15 protein-coding genes are annotated in these 15965 nt (G+C 40.8%); 7 read left to right on the top strand and 8 right to left on the bottom strand.

What is annotated here, in order from left to right; genetic code table 11:
- Positions 1–3 precede the first annotated feature (3 nt).
- Entirely contained in the window at positions 4–357 is a 354-nt protein-coding gene (locus KIV41_RS00735) for an SMR family transporter (RefSeq protein WP_072604294.1), read from the bottom strand.
- A 305-nt stretch (positions 358–662) separates the two neighbouring features.
- Here KIV41_RS00735 and wecA point away from each other — a divergent pair, with 305 nt between their 5' ends.
- The 7 genes from wecA (at position 663) to KIV41_RS00700 (ending at position 7972) form a co-directional block, all read left to right on the top strand.
- Positions 663–1706: a UDP-N-acetylglucosamine--undecaprenyl-phosphate N-acetylglucosaminephosphotransferase gene (gene wecA, locus KIV41_RS00730; protein ID WP_252041482.1), complete on the top strand. Its 1044-nt coding sequence runs from the start codon at positions 663–665 to the stop codon at positions 1704–1706.
- A gap of 184 nt (positions 1707–1890) precedes the next feature.
- The gene (gene rfaD / locus KIV41_RS00725) at positions 1891–2832 is read left to right on the top strand and encodes an ADP-glyceromanno-heptose 6-epimerase (RefSeq protein WP_010445162.1); all 942 of its coding nucleotides are present in this window, start codon (positions 1891–1893) and stop codon (positions 2830–2832) included.
- 113 nt (positions 2833–2945) lie between these two features.
- Complete coding sequence (locus tag KIV41_RS00720; RefSeq protein ID WP_010445160.1) at positions 2946–3920, top strand: lipid A biosynthesis (KDO)2-(lauroyl)-lipid IVA acyltransferase; 975 nt, start codon at positions 2946–2948, stop codon at positions 3918–3920.
- A complete protein-coding gene (gene waaF, locus KIV41_RS00715) occupies positions 3917–4975 on the top strand; it encodes a lipopolysaccharide heptosyltransferase II (protein ID WP_252041481.1) in 1059 nt (352 codons plus the stop codon). The genes KIV41_RS00720 and waaF overlap by 4 nt, the downstream gene beginning before the upstream one ends.
- Positions 4969–6246 carry a lipid IV(A) 3-deoxy-D-manno-octulosonic acid transferase gene (gene waaA, locus KIV41_RS00710; RefSeq protein WP_252041479.1) on the top strand — a complete coding sequence of 426 codons (1278 nt, stop codon included), beginning with the start codon at positions 4969–4971 and terminating at the stop codon, positions 6244–6246. The genes waaF and waaA overlap by 7 nt, the downstream gene beginning before the upstream one ends.
- A 2-nt stretch (positions 6247–6248) precedes the next feature.
- On the top strand, positions 6249–6929 hold the full coding sequence (locus KIV41_RS00705; protein ID WP_083388891.1) for a transferase: 681 nt from the start codon (positions 6249–6251) through the stop codon (positions 6927–6929).
- A gap of 44 nt (positions 6930–6973) precedes the next feature.
- Entirely contained in the window at positions 6974–7972 is a 999-nt protein-coding gene (locus KIV41_RS00700) for a glycosyltransferase 52 family protein (RefSeq protein WP_071234860.1), read from the top strand.
- Between the two features lie 34 nt (positions 7973–8006).
- Here KIV41_RS00700 and pseI read toward each other — a convergent pair whose 3' ends face one another.
- From pseI to pseB, 7 genes are read right to left on the bottom strand one after another with little or no spacing between them, the layout of a single operon-like run.
- Entirely contained in the window at positions 8007–9047 is a 1041-nt protein-coding gene (pseI, locus tag KIV41_RS00695; protein ID WP_010445121.1) for a pseudaminic acid synthase, read from the bottom strand.
- 8 nt (positions 9048–9055) lie between these two features.
- Positions 9056–9760, bottom strand: coding sequence for a hypothetical protein (locus KIV41_RS00690; protein WP_252041477.1), 705 nt, complete (start codon positions 9758–9760; stop codon positions 9056–9058).
- Between the two features lie 10 nt (positions 9761–9770).
- Positions 9771–11960 carry an HAD-IIIC family phosphatase gene (locus tag KIV41_RS00685; protein WP_252041475.1) on the bottom strand — a complete coding sequence of 730 codons (2190 nt, stop codon included), beginning with the start codon at positions 11958–11960 and terminating at the stop codon, positions 9771–9773.
- Positions 11947–13071 (bottom strand): UDP-2,4-diacetamido-2,4,6-trideoxy-beta-L-altropyranose hydrolase, encoded by a 1125-nt coding sequence (gene pseG / locus KIV41_RS00680; protein WP_010445116.1) that lies wholly within the window; start codon positions 13069–13071, stop codon positions 11947–11949. Before pseG ends, KIV41_RS00685 begins: the two co-directional genes overlap by 14 nt.
- A 3-nt stretch (positions 13072–13074) precedes the next feature.
- The gene (gene pseF, locus KIV41_RS00675; protein WP_038883463.1) at positions 13075–13767 is read right to left on the bottom strand and encodes a pseudaminic acid cytidylyltransferase; all 693 of its coding nucleotides are present in this window, start codon (positions 13765–13767) and stop codon (positions 13075–13077) included.
- The gene (gene pseC, locus KIV41_RS00670; protein WP_173399861.1) at positions 13767–14942 is read right to left on the bottom strand and encodes a UDP-4-amino-4,6-dideoxy-N-acetyl-beta-L-altrosamine transaminase; all 1176 of its coding nucleotides are present in this window, start codon (positions 14940–14942) and stop codon (positions 13767–13769) included. Before pseC ends, pseF begins: the two co-directional genes overlap by 1 nt.
- Positions 14939–15952: a UDP-N-acetylglucosamine 4,6-dehydratase (inverting) gene (gene pseB / locus KIV41_RS00665; protein WP_010445113.1), complete on the bottom strand. Its 1014-nt coding sequence runs from the start codon at positions 15950–15952 to the stop codon at positions 14939–14941. The genes pseC and pseB overlap by 4 nt, the downstream gene beginning before the upstream one ends.
- Positions 15953–15965: the final 13 nt, after the last annotated feature.

The raw sequence follows: 15965 nt of genomic DNA, 5'->3' as shown, positions 1-15965 counted from the left end.
CCCTTAACGAACAATGACCAGTAGGCCAGAGATGATTAAGCCTGTACCAAACAATGTACGCCATTGAAAAGGCTCATTTAAAAACAGCATCCCTAATAACGGAACAATGACAAAGGCTAATGCCATAAATGGATAAGCAACAGAAAGAGGAACTAAGCGTAGTGCATAAACCCATAAAACAGTTGCCAATCCATATATGATCAAGGCAGAAAATAGGTACTTGTTAAAAACAAAACCTGTTAATGAGGCCATTGATATTGCTGTAGGAAAATATGGTGAGGCAAGTTTGAATAAGATCTGTCCTATCGAAATGCCTAGGACGCACACCAAGATGATCGCGATGTTAAAGAGTGTCATTTTGTGTCGGTTAGTAGTCAATTTATGCGCTAATTTAACACAACACGCAGAACAGTTTCATCATCAACAAGTAAAACTTCGTATTTGAGAAAGTACGATTACCGATTTCTGAGCACTATGACCTAAACAATAAGTTTATTAATAATACTTATCTTCAGAAGATTTTATATCGACCTAGATGATAACGAATAATAAGTACATAATTGATACAAATCTAATGCATGGGTAACTTTTACCTGAGGACAGTTTTGCGTTAAAATTGTCTCGCGACGCGTGACGCCAAGACTGCTAGGTTATCGATTTTTATGCTTGAAGAACTCTTTTATCTTTTTCTCTTTTCTTTTGCTGTTCAGCTGATTATGAGAAAAATTGCCAAAACAATTGGCTTAGCAGATCGCCCTAATGAACGAAAGCTTCATGAGGGGACATTCCCATTAGTAGGTGGCTTGTCTATTTGTATTGTGCTTGCACAATACCTTGTCTTCAGAACTCATGATGTTCCGCAAAGCAATATGTTCGTTATTTGTATCAGCATTCTGGCTGTTATTGGCGCATTTGACGATAAGTTTGATGTTAGCTTTAAGCTGCGCCTTGTGATTCAAGCTCTTGTCTCTATCGCAATGATAAACATCGCTGGTATTGAGTTACATTCACTCGGCAATATTCTCGGTTTAGGCTCCATAGAACTCGGTTTTATCAGTCCAATACTGACCGTACTGGCCGTAATTGCAGCCATCAATGCATTCAACATGATCGATGGTATTGATGGACTACTCGGTGGATTATCTATCGTAACTTTCCTATCTCTTGCTTACCTCTTGGGCTCAGATGCACATAAAGGGCTGAGCTTCCTTTGCTTGTTAATTGTCACCGCAATGCTGCCTTATACCATTATGAACCTTGGCCTATTAGGGAAACGCTGGAAAATTTTCATGGGCGACGCGGGTAGTATGCTGATCGGCTTTACAGTCATATGGCTGCTTCTAAGTGCAAGCCAAACACCAAGTACAACATCTATCCGCCCTGTTACGGCCTTGTGGTTAATTGCAGTGCCATTGATGGATATGGTTACCGTGGTTGTGCGCAGAGCCAAACGTGGTGATTCACCATTCCGACCAGACCGTGAACATATTCACCACATTTTGCAGCGAATTGGTTTCAGCTCTCGTCAAACATTAGCAATCATATGTACGCTCGCAACTGGCTTGGCAGGAATTGGAATTTTAGGTGAAATTTATAACATAGAGGATTACGTGATGTTCTACCTCTTTGTTTTTGCATTTTTAGCTTACGCAAAAATCCTTTCTTACTCACGAAAGACATTCACTCTTGCCAGTCAGAAAAACTAGTCGTCTGCATTAAGCTCAATGACTAATCTATGCATTCATGCCGCTTGATAGGTAAGCCTATCGGTTAATAGCTAGACAGAAGCACTGAGGTAAATACTGCTCTTTTGTTGAATTTCGTATTCTCGCTACTCCAGATATTCTCTGTTATCATCAAGTATTATTCGTTATTTATGGTGGATGTTTTATGATCATCGTAACTGGTGGTGCTGGCATGATTGGCAGCAACATTGTTAAAGCACTAAATGAAGCTGGCATCAATGATATCTTGGTTGTTGACAACTTAAAAAACGGCAAAAAGTTCAAAAACTTAGTTGACTTAGATATCACTGATTACATGGATCGTGATGACTTCTTGACTCAAGTTATGGCTGGCGATGATTTTGGCCCTATTGAGGCTGTATTCCACGAAGGCGCATGTTCTGCTACTACCGAATGGGATGGTAAGTACATGATGCTAAACAATTATGAGTACTCTAAAGAGCTACTTCATTACTGTTTGGATAGAGAAATCCCATTCTTATACGCTTCCTCTGCTGCCACTTATGGCGAAACAGACACTTTCATCGAAGAAGCTGAGTATGAAGGTGCGCTAAATGTGTACGGTTACTCTAAGCAGCAATTTGATAACTACGTACGTCGTTTATGGCTCGATGCTGAAGAACACGGTGAAAAGCTTTCTCAGATTACCGGTTTTCGTTATTTCAACGTTTACGGCCCTCGTGAAGATCATAAAGGTAGCATGGCCTCGGTTGCTTTCCACCTAAACAACCAGATTAACGCAGGTGAAAACCCTAAGCTATTCGAAGGTAGTGAGCACTTTAAACGTGATTTCATCTACGTCGGTGACGTTTGTAAAGTAAATTTATGGTTCCTTGAAAATGGTGTATCTGGTATTTACAACTGCGGTACAGGACGTGCAGAGTCATTTGAAGAGGTTGCGAAAGCAGTAATTACTCATCATAAGCAAGGGGAAATTCAAGCCATCCCATTCCCAGAGCACCTAAAGGGCGCATACCAAGAATTCACTCAAGCTGATTTAACTAAGCTTCGTGCGGCTGGCTGTGATGTTGAGTTCAAATCAGTTGCCGAAGGTGTCGCTGAATATATGGCGATCATTAATAAGTAATAGATACTTAGTAAGCCTCAATTTTCCAAAGTTGAGGCTTAATTCATAATGTCTCTCAGTTGTCATTCAAATAGCTTCTGTCCTTATAAATAACGTTTGTTATGAATACTAAAATGAATACTACTTCTAATGAGTATGAGCCCAAATTCCAATGGGCCTTTTTGCACCCTAAACATTGGGGGCTTTGGCTAGCCATACTTTTTATTTTGCCAATTAGCTTGCTTCCTTTAAAAGTTCACCGCGCTATTGCTCGATTCATTGCCAACAAACTGGCAAACAAACGTAAGAGTACGATTTTAAATGTGTGGGTTAACTTATCTTTATGTTTTCCAGATAAAAGTGATGAAGAAAAAGAAGAGCTACTGCGAAAAACACTTACCGTCGCCGGCACCTTCTTACTTAACTTTCCACTAGTCACTTTACTCGGAAAGAGATACCTAGAAAAAAATACGGTGGTTCATGGGTTAGAGCATCTAGAAGAAGCACAAGCGAAAGGGTACAACATTTTACTTCTTGCTCCTCACTCATGGCCTATTGATATCTTGCCAGTGTTTCTTGCATCTAAAGGTATGCCTGTCGCGGCGATGGCAAAGAAACAGAAAAACCCTATCGGCGATTGGTTGATGTACCGCCAACGAGTCCAGTTTGGTGGGCGCATTCATGAGCGTGACTTAGGCGTAAAACCATTCCTTAAGTCTATTCGCGAAGGCTTTCTCGGCTATTACCTACCCGACCAAGATCACGGTAGAGAGCTAAGTGTATTCGTGGACTTTTTTGGGGTGCCAAAAGCGACCTTACCAGGCATGGGAAAATTAGCTAAACTCAGCAAAGCAGTTGTTATTCCGACATTTTCTCGATTTAACATCAACACTGGTCAATATGAAATATCGATAAAAGAACCTTGGTATGACTTCCCATCAGGGGATGAACTGGTTGATGCTAGGCGTATGAACGCATTTATCGAAGACGAAGTGGTTCAAGACCCAACTCAGTACATGTGGATATTCCAATTACTCAGAAATAGGCCAGACCCAACCGAAAGCAACCCTTACCAACATGAAAAGTTCAAGAAGAAGATCGTAAAATGAAAAAGGTTTTAGTTATCGGTCCGTCATGGGTTGGCGATATGGTAATGTCTCAGGCGTTATATATCACTCTCAAACAAGCGCACCCAGATGTACTTATCGATGTGATGGCCCCTGGCTGGTGTAAACCCATTCTAGAAAGGATGCCTGAAGTTAACCAAGCTATCGAAATGCCTCTTGGTCATGGTGAATTCAATTTCTGGGGGCGTCGAGAGCTAGGTAAAACTCTACGTTCCAACAGTTACGACCACGCTTTTGTCCTACCAAATTCAGCTAAGTCTGCGCTGATACCTTGGTTCGCGAATATCCCAACAAGAACTGGGTGGCGAGGAGAGATGCGTTATGGCCTACTCAATGACCTTCGACCGAATAAAAAGTCATTCCAGTTCATGGTGGAACGTTATGTTGCACTAGCCTACCCTCTGGCGGAAATGAAAGACTCATCGTCTCTTCCTGGGATTGAAAACCTTCCTCGACCTAAATTGTCTGTTGATGAAACGCAACTACAAGATACCATCGCAAAGTTTGGACTATCTCAAAACACTCCGGTTCTAGGTCTGTGCCCTGGGGCTGAGTTTGGGCCAGCCAAAAAGTGGCCAGAAACACACTACGCTAAAGTCGCTGAGGCAAAAGCAAGCGAAGGCCAACATGTCTGGCTGTTTGGTTCTAAAAAAGATTTGTTAACTTGTGAGAACATAAAATCTAACGTAAGTGATAAGTATAAGGACAACATTCATATTCTTGCTGGAGCCACCAGTTTAATTGAAGCTGTTGATTTACTATCAGCCTGCCAAACAGTTGTAAGCAATGATTCTGGCTTAATGCACGTAGCAGCGTCTGTCGGCTGTAATGTGGTAGCAGTGTATGGTTCAACCTCACCTAAATACACGCCTCCCCTCGCGGAAAAAGTCGAAATTGTGCACACCGACATTGAGTGCCGACCTTGTTTTAAACGTGAATGTCAGTTTAAACACCTCAAGTGCTTAAGCGACCTAAGCCCTGAACAGGTCCTAAACAGTATCAAAAAGTTAGAAGCGATAACGGTAGAACCATGCTAATACGAGCCTTCTATACTGCACTACTTTTCATCGTATCCCCTTTTTTACTAATGGGGCTTTACAAGAAAAAAAACAATAAACCCCCATTTGGTTCTCGTTGGAAAGAACATTTTGGTTTCACTCCTCGAATAACCCAAAAACGAGAGGGAAAACCTATCTGGATTCATGCGGTGTCAGTGGGTGAGAGCATAGCAGCAACGCCTTTGATTAAAGCAATCAAAGAGAAAGATCCAGAACAGGTCGTTGTTGTAACTACCACAACGAGTACAGGTGCGGCACAGATTTCTAAGCTGGGCAGCTTGGTTGAGCACAGATACATGCCAATTGACTTCAGCTTCGCAATAAAAGGTTTTTTAAGAGCGATTCAGCCGAAGCAAATGTTAATCATTGAAACTGAACTTTGGCCAAATACGCTTAATACTGTTCATAAGGCAGGAATCCCAATTACGGTTGTCAATGCACGTCTATCAAAGAAATCTTGCAGTCACTATAAGAGGGTTCAACCACTCTTCAATCTTATGATTCCTTGCTTAGATAAACTTCTTTGCCAATCAGCATCTGATGAAGCTCATTTCGCAGAGCTAGGAGTGCCTCAAGATAAACTAGCCGTGACTGGGTCCATTAAATTCGATTTAAAAATTCCTGAAAATGCAATCACCGAAGGGAACCATCTGAGAGCTGGAATTGGTGAAAACAGACCGGTTTGGATTGCTGCGAGCACTCACCCCAAAGAGGATGAAATCGTACTTTCAGCACACTCTAAGTTGCTAAAACATATACCAAGTGCGCTTCTTATCATTGTCCCTCGCCACCCCGAACGATTTGAGCATGTGAGTGATTTGATTACTAAGTCTGGATTTACTAGTGAGAGGCGATCTCAATGCACACAAATCACGCCACAAACTCAAGTCTACCTAGCTGATACAATGGGTGAAATGCTGACTTTGCTACAAGCTTCCGATGCATGCTTTATGGGCGGCAGTTTAATTGGAGAGAAAGTCGGTGGTCATAACGTTTTAGAGCCAGCAGCGCTAGGCATTCCTATTGTTAACGGGCCGAGTTACTATAACTTCAATGAGGTTGTCCCTGAATTGATTAAAAGAAAGCTAATCAAGATATCATCTAATGATGTCGAAATTGCCGACACAATTGGTGAACTACTCACCGACAAAGAGATGTCTATAAATCACCAGCAGGAGCTAAAAGAATTTGTAAGCGATTTTCAAGGCTCTATTTCAAGGACCCTCAACTTTGTTTATAAGAATATATAAAAATGAAATTAGTTAGCAAACTGTACTATTACATTAGAGCTATTCCAAAAACCTTATTGTTTAATTTCTATTACTTACCGTTCAGCCAGGCTATTAAACTGCCCATTATCGTATGTCATAAAACAAAGTTTGAGTCATTAAGTGGGAAAGTGGCACTTATAAATGAACCTTCTTTTGCAAGAGTTCGACTAGGTTTCGGGAAAATTCAAACCATCGATAGTACCAGAGCTAGATTTATATGGAATCTCAGTAAAAGCGGTCAAGTCTCTTTCTCTAAGAATGTCAAAATCGGTGTTGGCAGTAAATTACATGTTGATGGACACCTTTTTTTTGGAAGCTATTGTAACTTTACAGGCGATGTCACGATTATATGTAAGGACAGAATTCATTTTGAAGGGCACAACTTGATATCATGGCAGAGCTTGTTTATGGATACCGACTTTCATCCCATTATTGATAACTCTACTTCATTGCAGGTGAATAAAGACAAGCCAATATATATCGCAAAGCAGGCCTGGTTTGGAACGCGAACCACAGTATTGAAAGGAACAAGGGTAAACACTAATACGATAGTGGCTGCGGGTGCTGTGTTGACAGGAAAAGAGTACCAAGGTTCCTCATATCTAGGGGGAAACCCAGCAAAAGTTATTGGTGATATGAATGGTAAACATTTTGTCGACTAGTATTAATACACTCGCAATAAAAGATTGTTGCAGAGGAGTCTAAAGTGAACTTGTTTTTAGTAACTTCACCATTTCAATATATTTGTGCCTTAGAGGCCAAGAGAGAATACGCTTGCCAGAATAATATATTACTGCTTGTCGACCAGGACTCTGAACCTGGGATATCGCAGCAAGGCAAACTATTAGACCAAAATGAATGGGATTATATCATCCAAATCCCAAGAACCAATAGAAGCAAACAAGTACCGATTGCAATAAAAAAAATAAAAAAAATCTGTAACGATAAGTTCATAAGCTATTTCTTTCATGCTGAATATAATGCATGGAGAACAAAATTAATCCTAAAAAATCTTATTATAAATACTGAAGTTTACTTTGATGATGGCACATTAACCATTAACGAGTATGAAGAAGAAATTCGCCATAAAAGTACTTATTTTAGACCTAGGTTTATTCAGGACATCATGATACGTCTAAATGGTCTGAAGCCTATAGGTAAACTTGAACAAAGTAGTAACTTGGAAATATTCACTATCTTTGACATTCCAAACCCAGAACATGTCATTATAAAAAATTCACTTTCTGTATTAAAAGATAGATTCAAAATTACAAACTTATTCAATCCTAATGCCCCAATTGGTTTTATTGGTCAGGGTGCGATTGGCCACAAAAGACGAAAAACCATTGATGAGTATGTAAATGAAATAAAGCACTTTGTGGAAACGTATAGTAAGCCTATCATTTACTTCCCTCATAGAACCGAAACTGAAGAGATTAAAAATAGAATTTTAGAAATTCCAAACGTTACTTACCATTACAGCGAATTTCCACTTGAGATTGAGCTAATCGATAAGAAGATAATGCTTTCTGGTTTGGTTGGGGTTTTATCAACAGTTCAATACACAGCATCACTCCTCTATACTGGTATGCCTGTCTACAACTTAAGCTCTCCACATATTTCAGAAAATACTTTGATCAAAGATCGAGAACAGAGAATAAAGAAAGCATTTGAAAAGATAGGTGTTATTGAGACAAAACTATAAAAATCGCCGGTCAGACCGGCGATTTTTCTTTCTGTTACTTTTGGTAGTGGGAGAAGCTTAAAGGTGTTCCAAACTTCAAGTCTACCGTTGCTGTACTCCCAAGAACTTCATCTAAGAACTTAGGTAATATTCCATTACCAGGACGTATGGACCGAACATGTTCTTCCGTGAAGATCTCACCTTGTTTAATATCTTTTACTACATACAAAGAACGGCGATGACATTTAGTCTGAAGCTCTGCCTCCGTGCTAACAAAATTTGGCTTACCAATAGCTTCATAAGCCATGGTGCAATTTACCACTAAAGATTTAAGCTCCTCTTTTTCAAGAGAAAATGCCGAATCTACACCACCATCTGCGCGCGATAAAGTAAAGTGCTTTTCAATAACACATGCGCCCAATGCTACCGCTGCTACAGACACGCCGATATCCATCGTATGATCTGACAATCCAACCTCTACCCCAAAGCCATCACGCATTACTGCCATTGTCGAGATGTTCGCCTGAGAAGCTGGCGTTGGGTAACCACTGGTACAGTGTAGCAAGACGATATCCTGTGCCCCTGCCGCTTTCGCCGCTGCTACAGCTTCTTCTATCTCGCCTAAGTTCGCATTTCCAGTTGACATGATCATAGGCTTCCCTGTGGAAGCAACTTTTCTAATTAAAGGAAGATCAATCAACTCAAATGAGGCAATTTTGTACGCTGGTGCATTCAAACTTTCCAAAAAATCGACTGCTGTATGATCGAAAGGAGAGCTGAAAATTGTTATACCAACTTCTTCAGCTGCATCAAATAATGTCTTGTGCCACTCCCAAGGTGTATGTGCTTGCTCATACAAATCATAAAGCTTAGCGCCATCCCAAAGCCCCCCACGAATCATAAACTCTTCACTATCGTGGTTAATTGTAATCGTATCGGCTGTGTATGTTTGTAACTTGACGGCATCTGCACCCGCTTCTTTCGCAGCCTTGATCAGTGCAATTGCTCGATTGATGTCACCATTATGATTACCAGACATTTCTGCGATAATGTATGGCTTGTGTCCTTGACCAATTTGTCGGTTTGCTATCTTCATAATTGCCTTTACTTTTTCGACAGGTAAGCGTCTATCTTTTCTAATGAATTTAAAGAGGACATGTCTGCTGCTGGTATTTTCAATTCGAACTGTTTTTCAACTTCCATCATGAGAAGTAAATGCTTAAATGAATCCCACTCAGCGCAGCTTTTCATATTTACTTTGTTGAACTCTGTTTCTCTATCGCCAACTACATTATTATAAATTGCCAGTAATTTATCTTTTTGCACGCATTGCTCATCACTTTGAAGGTGAGGAATATCAAAAGCAATTGAACTAGGGAGACTTTCCAGCAACTTGAAAAGTCCATGTGATGGGTGCTTTAAGAATGCTGATCTCCGACCATCAAAGGCAACCTCGACTTTTGGTGATTCAACAAGTACGGCGTCAAATCTCTCTTCCGCAATTTTAATTGCGCTATCTAAATCTTGCACTGTATAGCAAAGGTTATATGCCCCACCTCCAGAACTCGCGTGCTCAGTAATTGGAGAGTTATCATTAGTTGGCGATAGGATTTCTACAACTCCCATCCCATTGAGCTCAACGAATGCATAAAGCGCATTGCGATTAAGATCTTCGCCTGGCCCACGGAGTAACTTTGTATTAGGGATCGATAAGAGATCTTTAAGTGTATCCATTAAGTCTCTAGTTGTGACTGTATAATGGTCAATATACAAGACACCTAAAGCGGAAAACATTGTATTTGAATTCATACTCATACTCTTACATATTCCAATGTAACTTCATAACTTCTGTTCTTTCAGGTAATGACTTATTATCCAAATCAAATAGCCAGCAATCATCATTCTGCTTTTCAAAGTCGTTCTTTGAGTATAAATGTTCCACTGGTATGTTTTTTTGACTCTTAACGTAACGCCCAATAACTGAGCTTATGTTGATAGCTTTCGCTTGATGGATAAGCTGTTCAAGAATCACATTTTCAATATCTCTACCCATCACTCGACACGACATTACAAAGTTATCGATAACCCATTTTTTGTTATCACAAATGATGACTAGCGCAGCAACACCTTCATACTCACTTGAGTACTTATCTTTTACTTGAACATGCAAAACTTGGTGCTGACTCGATCCGAGCCACCTCTGCAGCTCCTCTTTGCTGTAACGTATAGTCGTCGTGTTGAACTGATTCGTTTTGCTAAAGAGCTGGTAAGTTCTATCAAAGTTTGACTCACTTAATGGCTCAATGCGGACATCCATTTCCAAGCTTGCTAAAAACTCAGTTCTATCAGCAAAGTTAGCCTGAGCTTTCTGAATATCAACTCGCTTTTTATAAAGCTCTGCCCGACGCTTATCCGATTCATTGATTTGAGCAACGTAGAGCTCAGGTAAGTAACAGATATAGTCATACCAATCTGCTGGGTCTTCAGGTAATTCAGGAACAAAAATACCTGGGACGTTACGGCGAACTTCCGCACGTTCAACTGGATTATCGTCAATAAAGCAGAGAGATTGAACGCCAAGATTTAATTCTTGAGCCAACTCTTTTATGTTCTGAGATTTTGGTACCCAGTTAATACGATGAGCAACAAAATCACCTTTCCTTAAGCGCATCTCGGGGTGAGACTCAATGGCATCTAACGCTACTTGCTCTGTGTTCTTACTACAAATGGTAAGTAAGATACCACGCTCTTTCAAGGCGAGGAAAAGTGATTGGAGCTCCTTATAGATATTACCTGGGTAATCCCCACCTAATGCAATACCTTCCAACCCATCATCACCGATAACTCCCTGCCAAAGTGTATTATCTAAATCTAGAATCAAAGCTCTAGCTGATAGTGCTTGTGATGCGAATACACTACCTAAAATAGCCTGACTGTAAGCTTCCAAACACTGAATAGAGAAAGGCGCTCGTGCCATATACCAATATTTATTTGAAAAGGAGTGTCCGACTCGTTGGATGACCTGAGAATATGGAACGATTTCAATAAGGTTTTCAGCTTTAAGTGCTTGAAGAGAATCATTCCATTCCCCAACTAAACGCTGGAGTTTTGAACCTGTAAACTGCTCTTCTAAGGAATAAGGAAAACCCTTTTGAAGGCAGAAATCAGCGACATATACTTTGTTATTACCACGAGTTGCAATTTGTCGAATAAAAGAGAGATACTCTGCAATACGCTTCTCTGTCTCTAGAAGAGAGGACTCCGTTGGCAATGTATAAATATCAGGAAAAAGATCTTCTATACGCTCTAAAAAAACATAACAAGAGTCTTGATGATTCAACTCCACATTGGACTCGTCCAATAAGTCTAGTTGATAACGTCCAAACTCAAGCTTCTTTATTTGATAAGGAAACTGAGGATAATGACCACTTTTTCGACACAATGCATCAGTCAAGAAGTCCGTATTATGCGAAGCACAGAGATAAAGCCTTGATCTTAAATCTGGTTTATTCTTTGTCCACGTGTATTTTAGGTAGCGTATTGGACGGTTTGTCTCGACGAGACCAGCAGGTGGTTCACACTCCTCAAATCCAAACTTTTTATGCAACTCAAAAACAGCTTCGTTTTCATCTACCACATCTCCATACATCTCGTGCAGATTTAGAGTGTTGCCAGCGTAGTCCAGCGCTAACTTTTCAGCTTCAAACCATATCTCTATCTTATTATCTTTTTCCAAGCTGGCGTTATCTAAATAAAAAGCCCACCATGCTGTTTTCTTTATTTGATCTATTCGATTAAATATAATTACACCAACAGGCTGACCCAATCGTTCTAGTATGAGCAAACATCGATCTTCGGAAGCTAACGTAGTATCCCACCATGTTGAGTGCTCCTCAGGCTGAATGACATGATTGGTCAGCATCACCGCCCTAACGTCTGGGTGGTTGCGCCAATCTAATACCATCCATTTATCTTCATTGGTAGCTAGGCGAATACTAAATGTAGTCATTTCTTGAGATCTCTTCTAACTGTTTAACAACTCTTTCGCAGCCTTTACCATCAATAAGCTCAGCGCATAATTTAGATTGAGTATGAAGTAATGCAGGCTCCGAGCTAAAAAGCTTATAGGCATTGGCATAATCACTAGAAGTTAGGTCTGTATTTAAACCTAAATAATGATGCCCCCCTATTTGATGTAAATTTATTGCTAGATCTTTTTGGTTATCCGCAACTGAACATACTATCCCAGGAAGTGCCAATACACATCGCTCCCATGTAGTAGCGCCAACTGCGCCGATGTAGAGATACGCTGATGAAAAGAAGTCCATCATGTTCTCTACTTGGATGTGGAGAGTCACTCTATCCAGATGTTTTTTACACAGTGCCGTAAGCGCTTCTCTATGAGGATTGTTCATCCCAATAATAACGTCAAAAGAGTCGTCACTATCTACACTTAAAAGGCCTTTTAAAGCTTTCTCTGTTTCGTTGGCAATGTCTACACCACCAAAAAACAAAACGACTTTTTTCTGCATTAATCTTGATTGATAAGCTGGAAGGTTACGTCGCGACACAGCAAACTCTTCCCGAAGCAACGCATACCTAGGACCACATAGACGTAAACTTTCTGTTGGGAGAAGACCGTCATAGCGAGCCTCGCCTGAACGATAGAAATTTTGGTCTAGCAATACATCGCATATATGTTGCCGATCAGCTAAGTCATCAATTTGTAGAATGTCCTTGCTATGCGGCTTAAGCGCTAATTGAAAATCCTTCTCAATTGCATAGTGATCGATGACAAGCCAATCCAGTTGGCTTCGCCCTTTACTTTTTAGGTATGAAGTTAGAGCGTCTCGCGTTTGAGTGATTTCTTGATCGTACGAGACTTCTAACCAAGCTGCGTGTCCGCAGTGTGTGCTAGGAACAAAATCAACATCAGGTTCCGGCAACTCTATTACGGAGTGCTTTTCTTTGACTAAAGCAATCAGGTTTCCTTTGAGTCGACGACTAATGAAGACTATTTCATGCCCTTTTTGCTTTAATCTACTAGCCAGCGTTAACATTCTGAATGTATGGCCCGTTCCCATTTTCAGAGAAGCGTCAACCCGAATACCGACTAACAATGCTCAACTTCCTTGTAACGCTTTAGATAGAAGCAAAGCAAATTCCCAATCTTCTTGGGTATCCAAGTCTACCACCCGATTTCTTGATACAGGCAAGGCAATCGCCGTATTTGAAAACATTGGAATATTATCTCGATATGCCTTTGGTTTACCCCAATAAAACTGCCCTATATCGTGGTAGCCAGTCTCTAAATCTTGAGAGCGAGTATTAAAATGTTCTGGTTGAAACATTTCAACTCGATTGCCAGCAGTTAACTTAACGCCTCTCTGAATTGGGAAAGGAAATTCACACACAGGAAAACAGTAGTTTGCTGCAGGATCTTTCAGGAGCATTTGATAGGCTAACTGAATGTCTTCAATAGCAATAAATGGCGCTGTAGCATAGATGCAGCAAATATACTCTATAGAAATGGCTTGCTCTTCAAACCAATCAAGTGCATGTAAAATGACATCCGCCGTAGTCGCATAGTCATTTGAGACCGCTTCAGGGCGAATAAATGGGACTTCTGCCCCGTACTGCAAAGCAACATCAGCTATTTCTTGATCGTCAGTAGAAACCACGACTTTATCGAAACAGCCTGACTCAAGGGCTGCTTCAATTGAGTAGGCAATAATCGGCTTGCCATTAAATTCCTTAATATTCTTACGTGGGATACGTTTACTACCACCACGCGCTGGAATAATCGCAACTTTCATTAGTGCCCCTGCAATATTTCTGTTAGCACTTGAACAACTGTATCTTGCTGCTCTTCACTCATCGCATGGAACATAGGAAGAGAAATAGCCTCACGATAATAACGCTCAGATTCCGGAAAATCACCTTCACTGAAACCCATTTTTTCATAGTAAGGTTGAGTGTGGACTGGAATATAGTGCAAGTTCACTCCAATACCTTTGTCTCTCAGTGCGTCAAACACCTCTTTGTGTGTTAAAGAGATCTTATCCAACTGCAAACGAATTACATAAAGGTGAAGGCCCGAGTAGGTGTTTTCCAATTGATATGGCAATACCACAGGTAAAGACTTCAATAGTCTATTGTAACGATCTGCAAGGTGATGGCGAGCGGCAATAAAATCGTCTAAGCGTTGCATCTGAGACACACCCAGTGCCGCTTGAAGCTCTGTCATGCGGTAGTTAAAGCCTAAATCGACCTGTTGGTAGTACCAACCACCATGGCTTTCACCCTCCATTTTCTCAAGGTCACGAGTAATGCCATGGCTGCGAAGCAAAGTCATCTTGTCAGATAAAGCTTTCTGGTTGGTCATTGCTGCGCCACCTTCAGCTGTCGTTACAATTTTAACAGGATGAAAACTAAAGACCGTGATATCCGAATATTCGCAATTCCCTATCGGTAAGCCTTGATATTTGCCGCCGATTGCATGGGAAGCATCTTCAATAATTTTGAAGTTATACTCTTTTGCCAGTCTAGCGATCGCCACCATATCGCATGGTTGACCACATAAATGAACAGGCACAACGACTTTTGGAAGCTTACCTTCAGCTTTCGCTTTGATTAGCTTTTCCTCAAGGCGCTTTGGACACATATTGTAAGTGCTCGGATCAATATCAACGAAATCGATCTTTGCACCACAATATAAACCACAGTTTGCTGACGCTACAAAGGTGATAGGAGAAGTCCAAAGCCAATCTCCTTCCCCTAAACCTAAAGCAAGACAAGCGATGTGTAATGCTGACGTCGCACTATTCACCGCCAGTGCATAACTCGCACCAGTATGATCAATGAGCGCTTGCTCAAACGCTGGCACTTGAGGCCCCTGAGTCAGAAAGTCCGACTTCAAAACATCAACTACACTATCAATGTCTTGTTGATTAATATCTTGCTTACCGTAAGGAATCACAACTGTTCTCACACTGTAAAGTTCGGATCAACGTGCTCTTTAATTAGCTCGCGTAGGCTTTCAATACTTTCCCACTCTGTGTTCGTACCTGAGTTGTATTTAAAACCAAATGGTACTTTTTCAGCTTTGTGGTGTTCGATATATTCTTGCTCTGTATAAGTGAACGATACAGAAGGCAGAATTGCGTAGTATTTGCCAAGATCGATCGTATTTAGAGAGTCTGTATCCGTAATCATTTCTTCATGGAGCTTTTCACCTGGGCGAATACCAACAACCTTAGTTTCGCATTTAGGTGCAACCGCTTTGGCTACATCCAAAATTTTGTATGATGGAATCTTTGGTACAAAGATTTCTCCACCGAGGTGGTTTTCTAAAGCATACATCACCATGTTCACGCCATCTTGCAATGAGATATTAAAGCGAGTCATCTCTTCATGAGTGATCGGTAAAACACCTTCTGCACGTTTGTTCAAAAAGAATGGAATCACTGAACCACGAGAACCCATTACGTTGCCATAACGCACTACACTGAAACGGATATCTTTCGAACCTTTGATGTTATTTGCCGCGGCAAACAGCTTATCTGAAGCAAGTTTGGTCGCTCCATAAAGGTTAATTGGCGCACACGCCTTATCTGTTGATAGAGCTACAACATCTTTAACGCCGCATTGCAGTGCTGCATGAATAACATTCTCTGCGCCATCCACGTTAGTTCGGATACATTCTGTTGGGTTGTATTCAGCCGTATCTACCTGCTTGATCGCTGCTGCATGAATGATCACGTCAACACCTTCACAAGCTTGAATCATTCGCTGTTGATCTCGGACGTCACCGATGAAAAAACGTAATTGTGGGAAGTCATGTCTCGGATACTTTTGTTTGAGCTCGAACTGCTTTAGCTCATCTCTAGAAAATATTATGATTTTTTTCACTTCAGGGAAGCGCTCTAGAATAGTCTTGATAAATTGTTTACCAAATGAGCCAGTACCACCTGTGATAAGTACCGATTTACCGTTTAACATAATTGAGACCTAC

This window comes from Vibrio sp. D401a, from assembly GCF_030248515.1.
GTDB lineage: Bacteria > Pseudomonadota > Gammaproteobacteria > Enterobacterales > Vibrionaceae > Vibrio > Vibrio rotiferianus.
Note: the sequence above shows the minus strand (reverse complement) of the source record. Positions and strands in the feature narration are given on the sequence as shown.

Excerpts from the sequence above, each read along its gene's own strand:
- KIV41_RS00735 (WP_072604294.1), bottom strand. The coding sequence starts at position 357 with ATGACACTCTTTAACATCGCGATCATCTTGGTGTGCGTCCTAGGCATT.
- wecA (WP_252041482.1), top strand. The coding sequence starts at position 663 with ATGCTTGAAGAACTCTTTTATCTTTTTCTCTTTTCTTTTGCTGTTCAG.
- rfaD (WP_010445162.1), top strand. The coding sequence starts at position 1,891 with ATGATCATCGTAACTGGTGGTGCTGGCATGATTGGCAGCAACATTGTT.
- KIV41_RS00720 (WP_010445160.1), top strand. The coding sequence starts at position 2,946 with ATGAATACTACTTCTAATGAGTATGAGCCCAAATTCCAATGGGCCTTT.
- waaF (WP_252041481.1), top strand. The coding sequence starts at position 3,917 with ATGAAAAAGGTTTTAGTTATCGGTCCGTCATGGGTTGGCGATATGGTA.
- waaA (WP_252041479.1), top strand. The coding sequence starts at position 4,969 with ATGCTAATACGAGCCTTCTATACTGCACTACTTTTCATCGTATCCCCT.
- KIV41_RS00705 (WP_083388891.1), top strand. The coding sequence starts at position 6,249 with ATGAAATTAGTTAGCAAACTGTACTATTACATTAGAGCTATTCCAAAA.
- pseI (WP_010445121.1), bottom strand. The coding sequence starts at position 9,047 with ATGAAGATAGCAAACCGACAAATTGGTCAAGGACACAAGCCATACATT.
- KIV41_RS00690 (WP_252041477.1), bottom strand. The coding sequence starts at position 9,760 with ATGAATTCAAATACAATGTTTTCCGCTTTAGGTGTCTTGTATATTGAC.
- KIV41_RS00685 (WP_252041475.1), bottom strand. The coding sequence starts at position 11,960 with ATGACTACATTTAGTATTCGCCTAGCTACCAATGAAGATAAATGGATG.
- pseF (WP_038883463.1), bottom strand. The coding sequence starts at position 13,767 with ATGAAAGTTGCGATTATTCCAGCGCGTGGTGGTAGTAAACGTATCCCA.
- pseB (WP_010445113.1), bottom strand. The coding sequence starts at position 15,952 with ATGTTAAACGGTAAATCGGTACTTATCACAGGTGGTACTGGCTCATTT.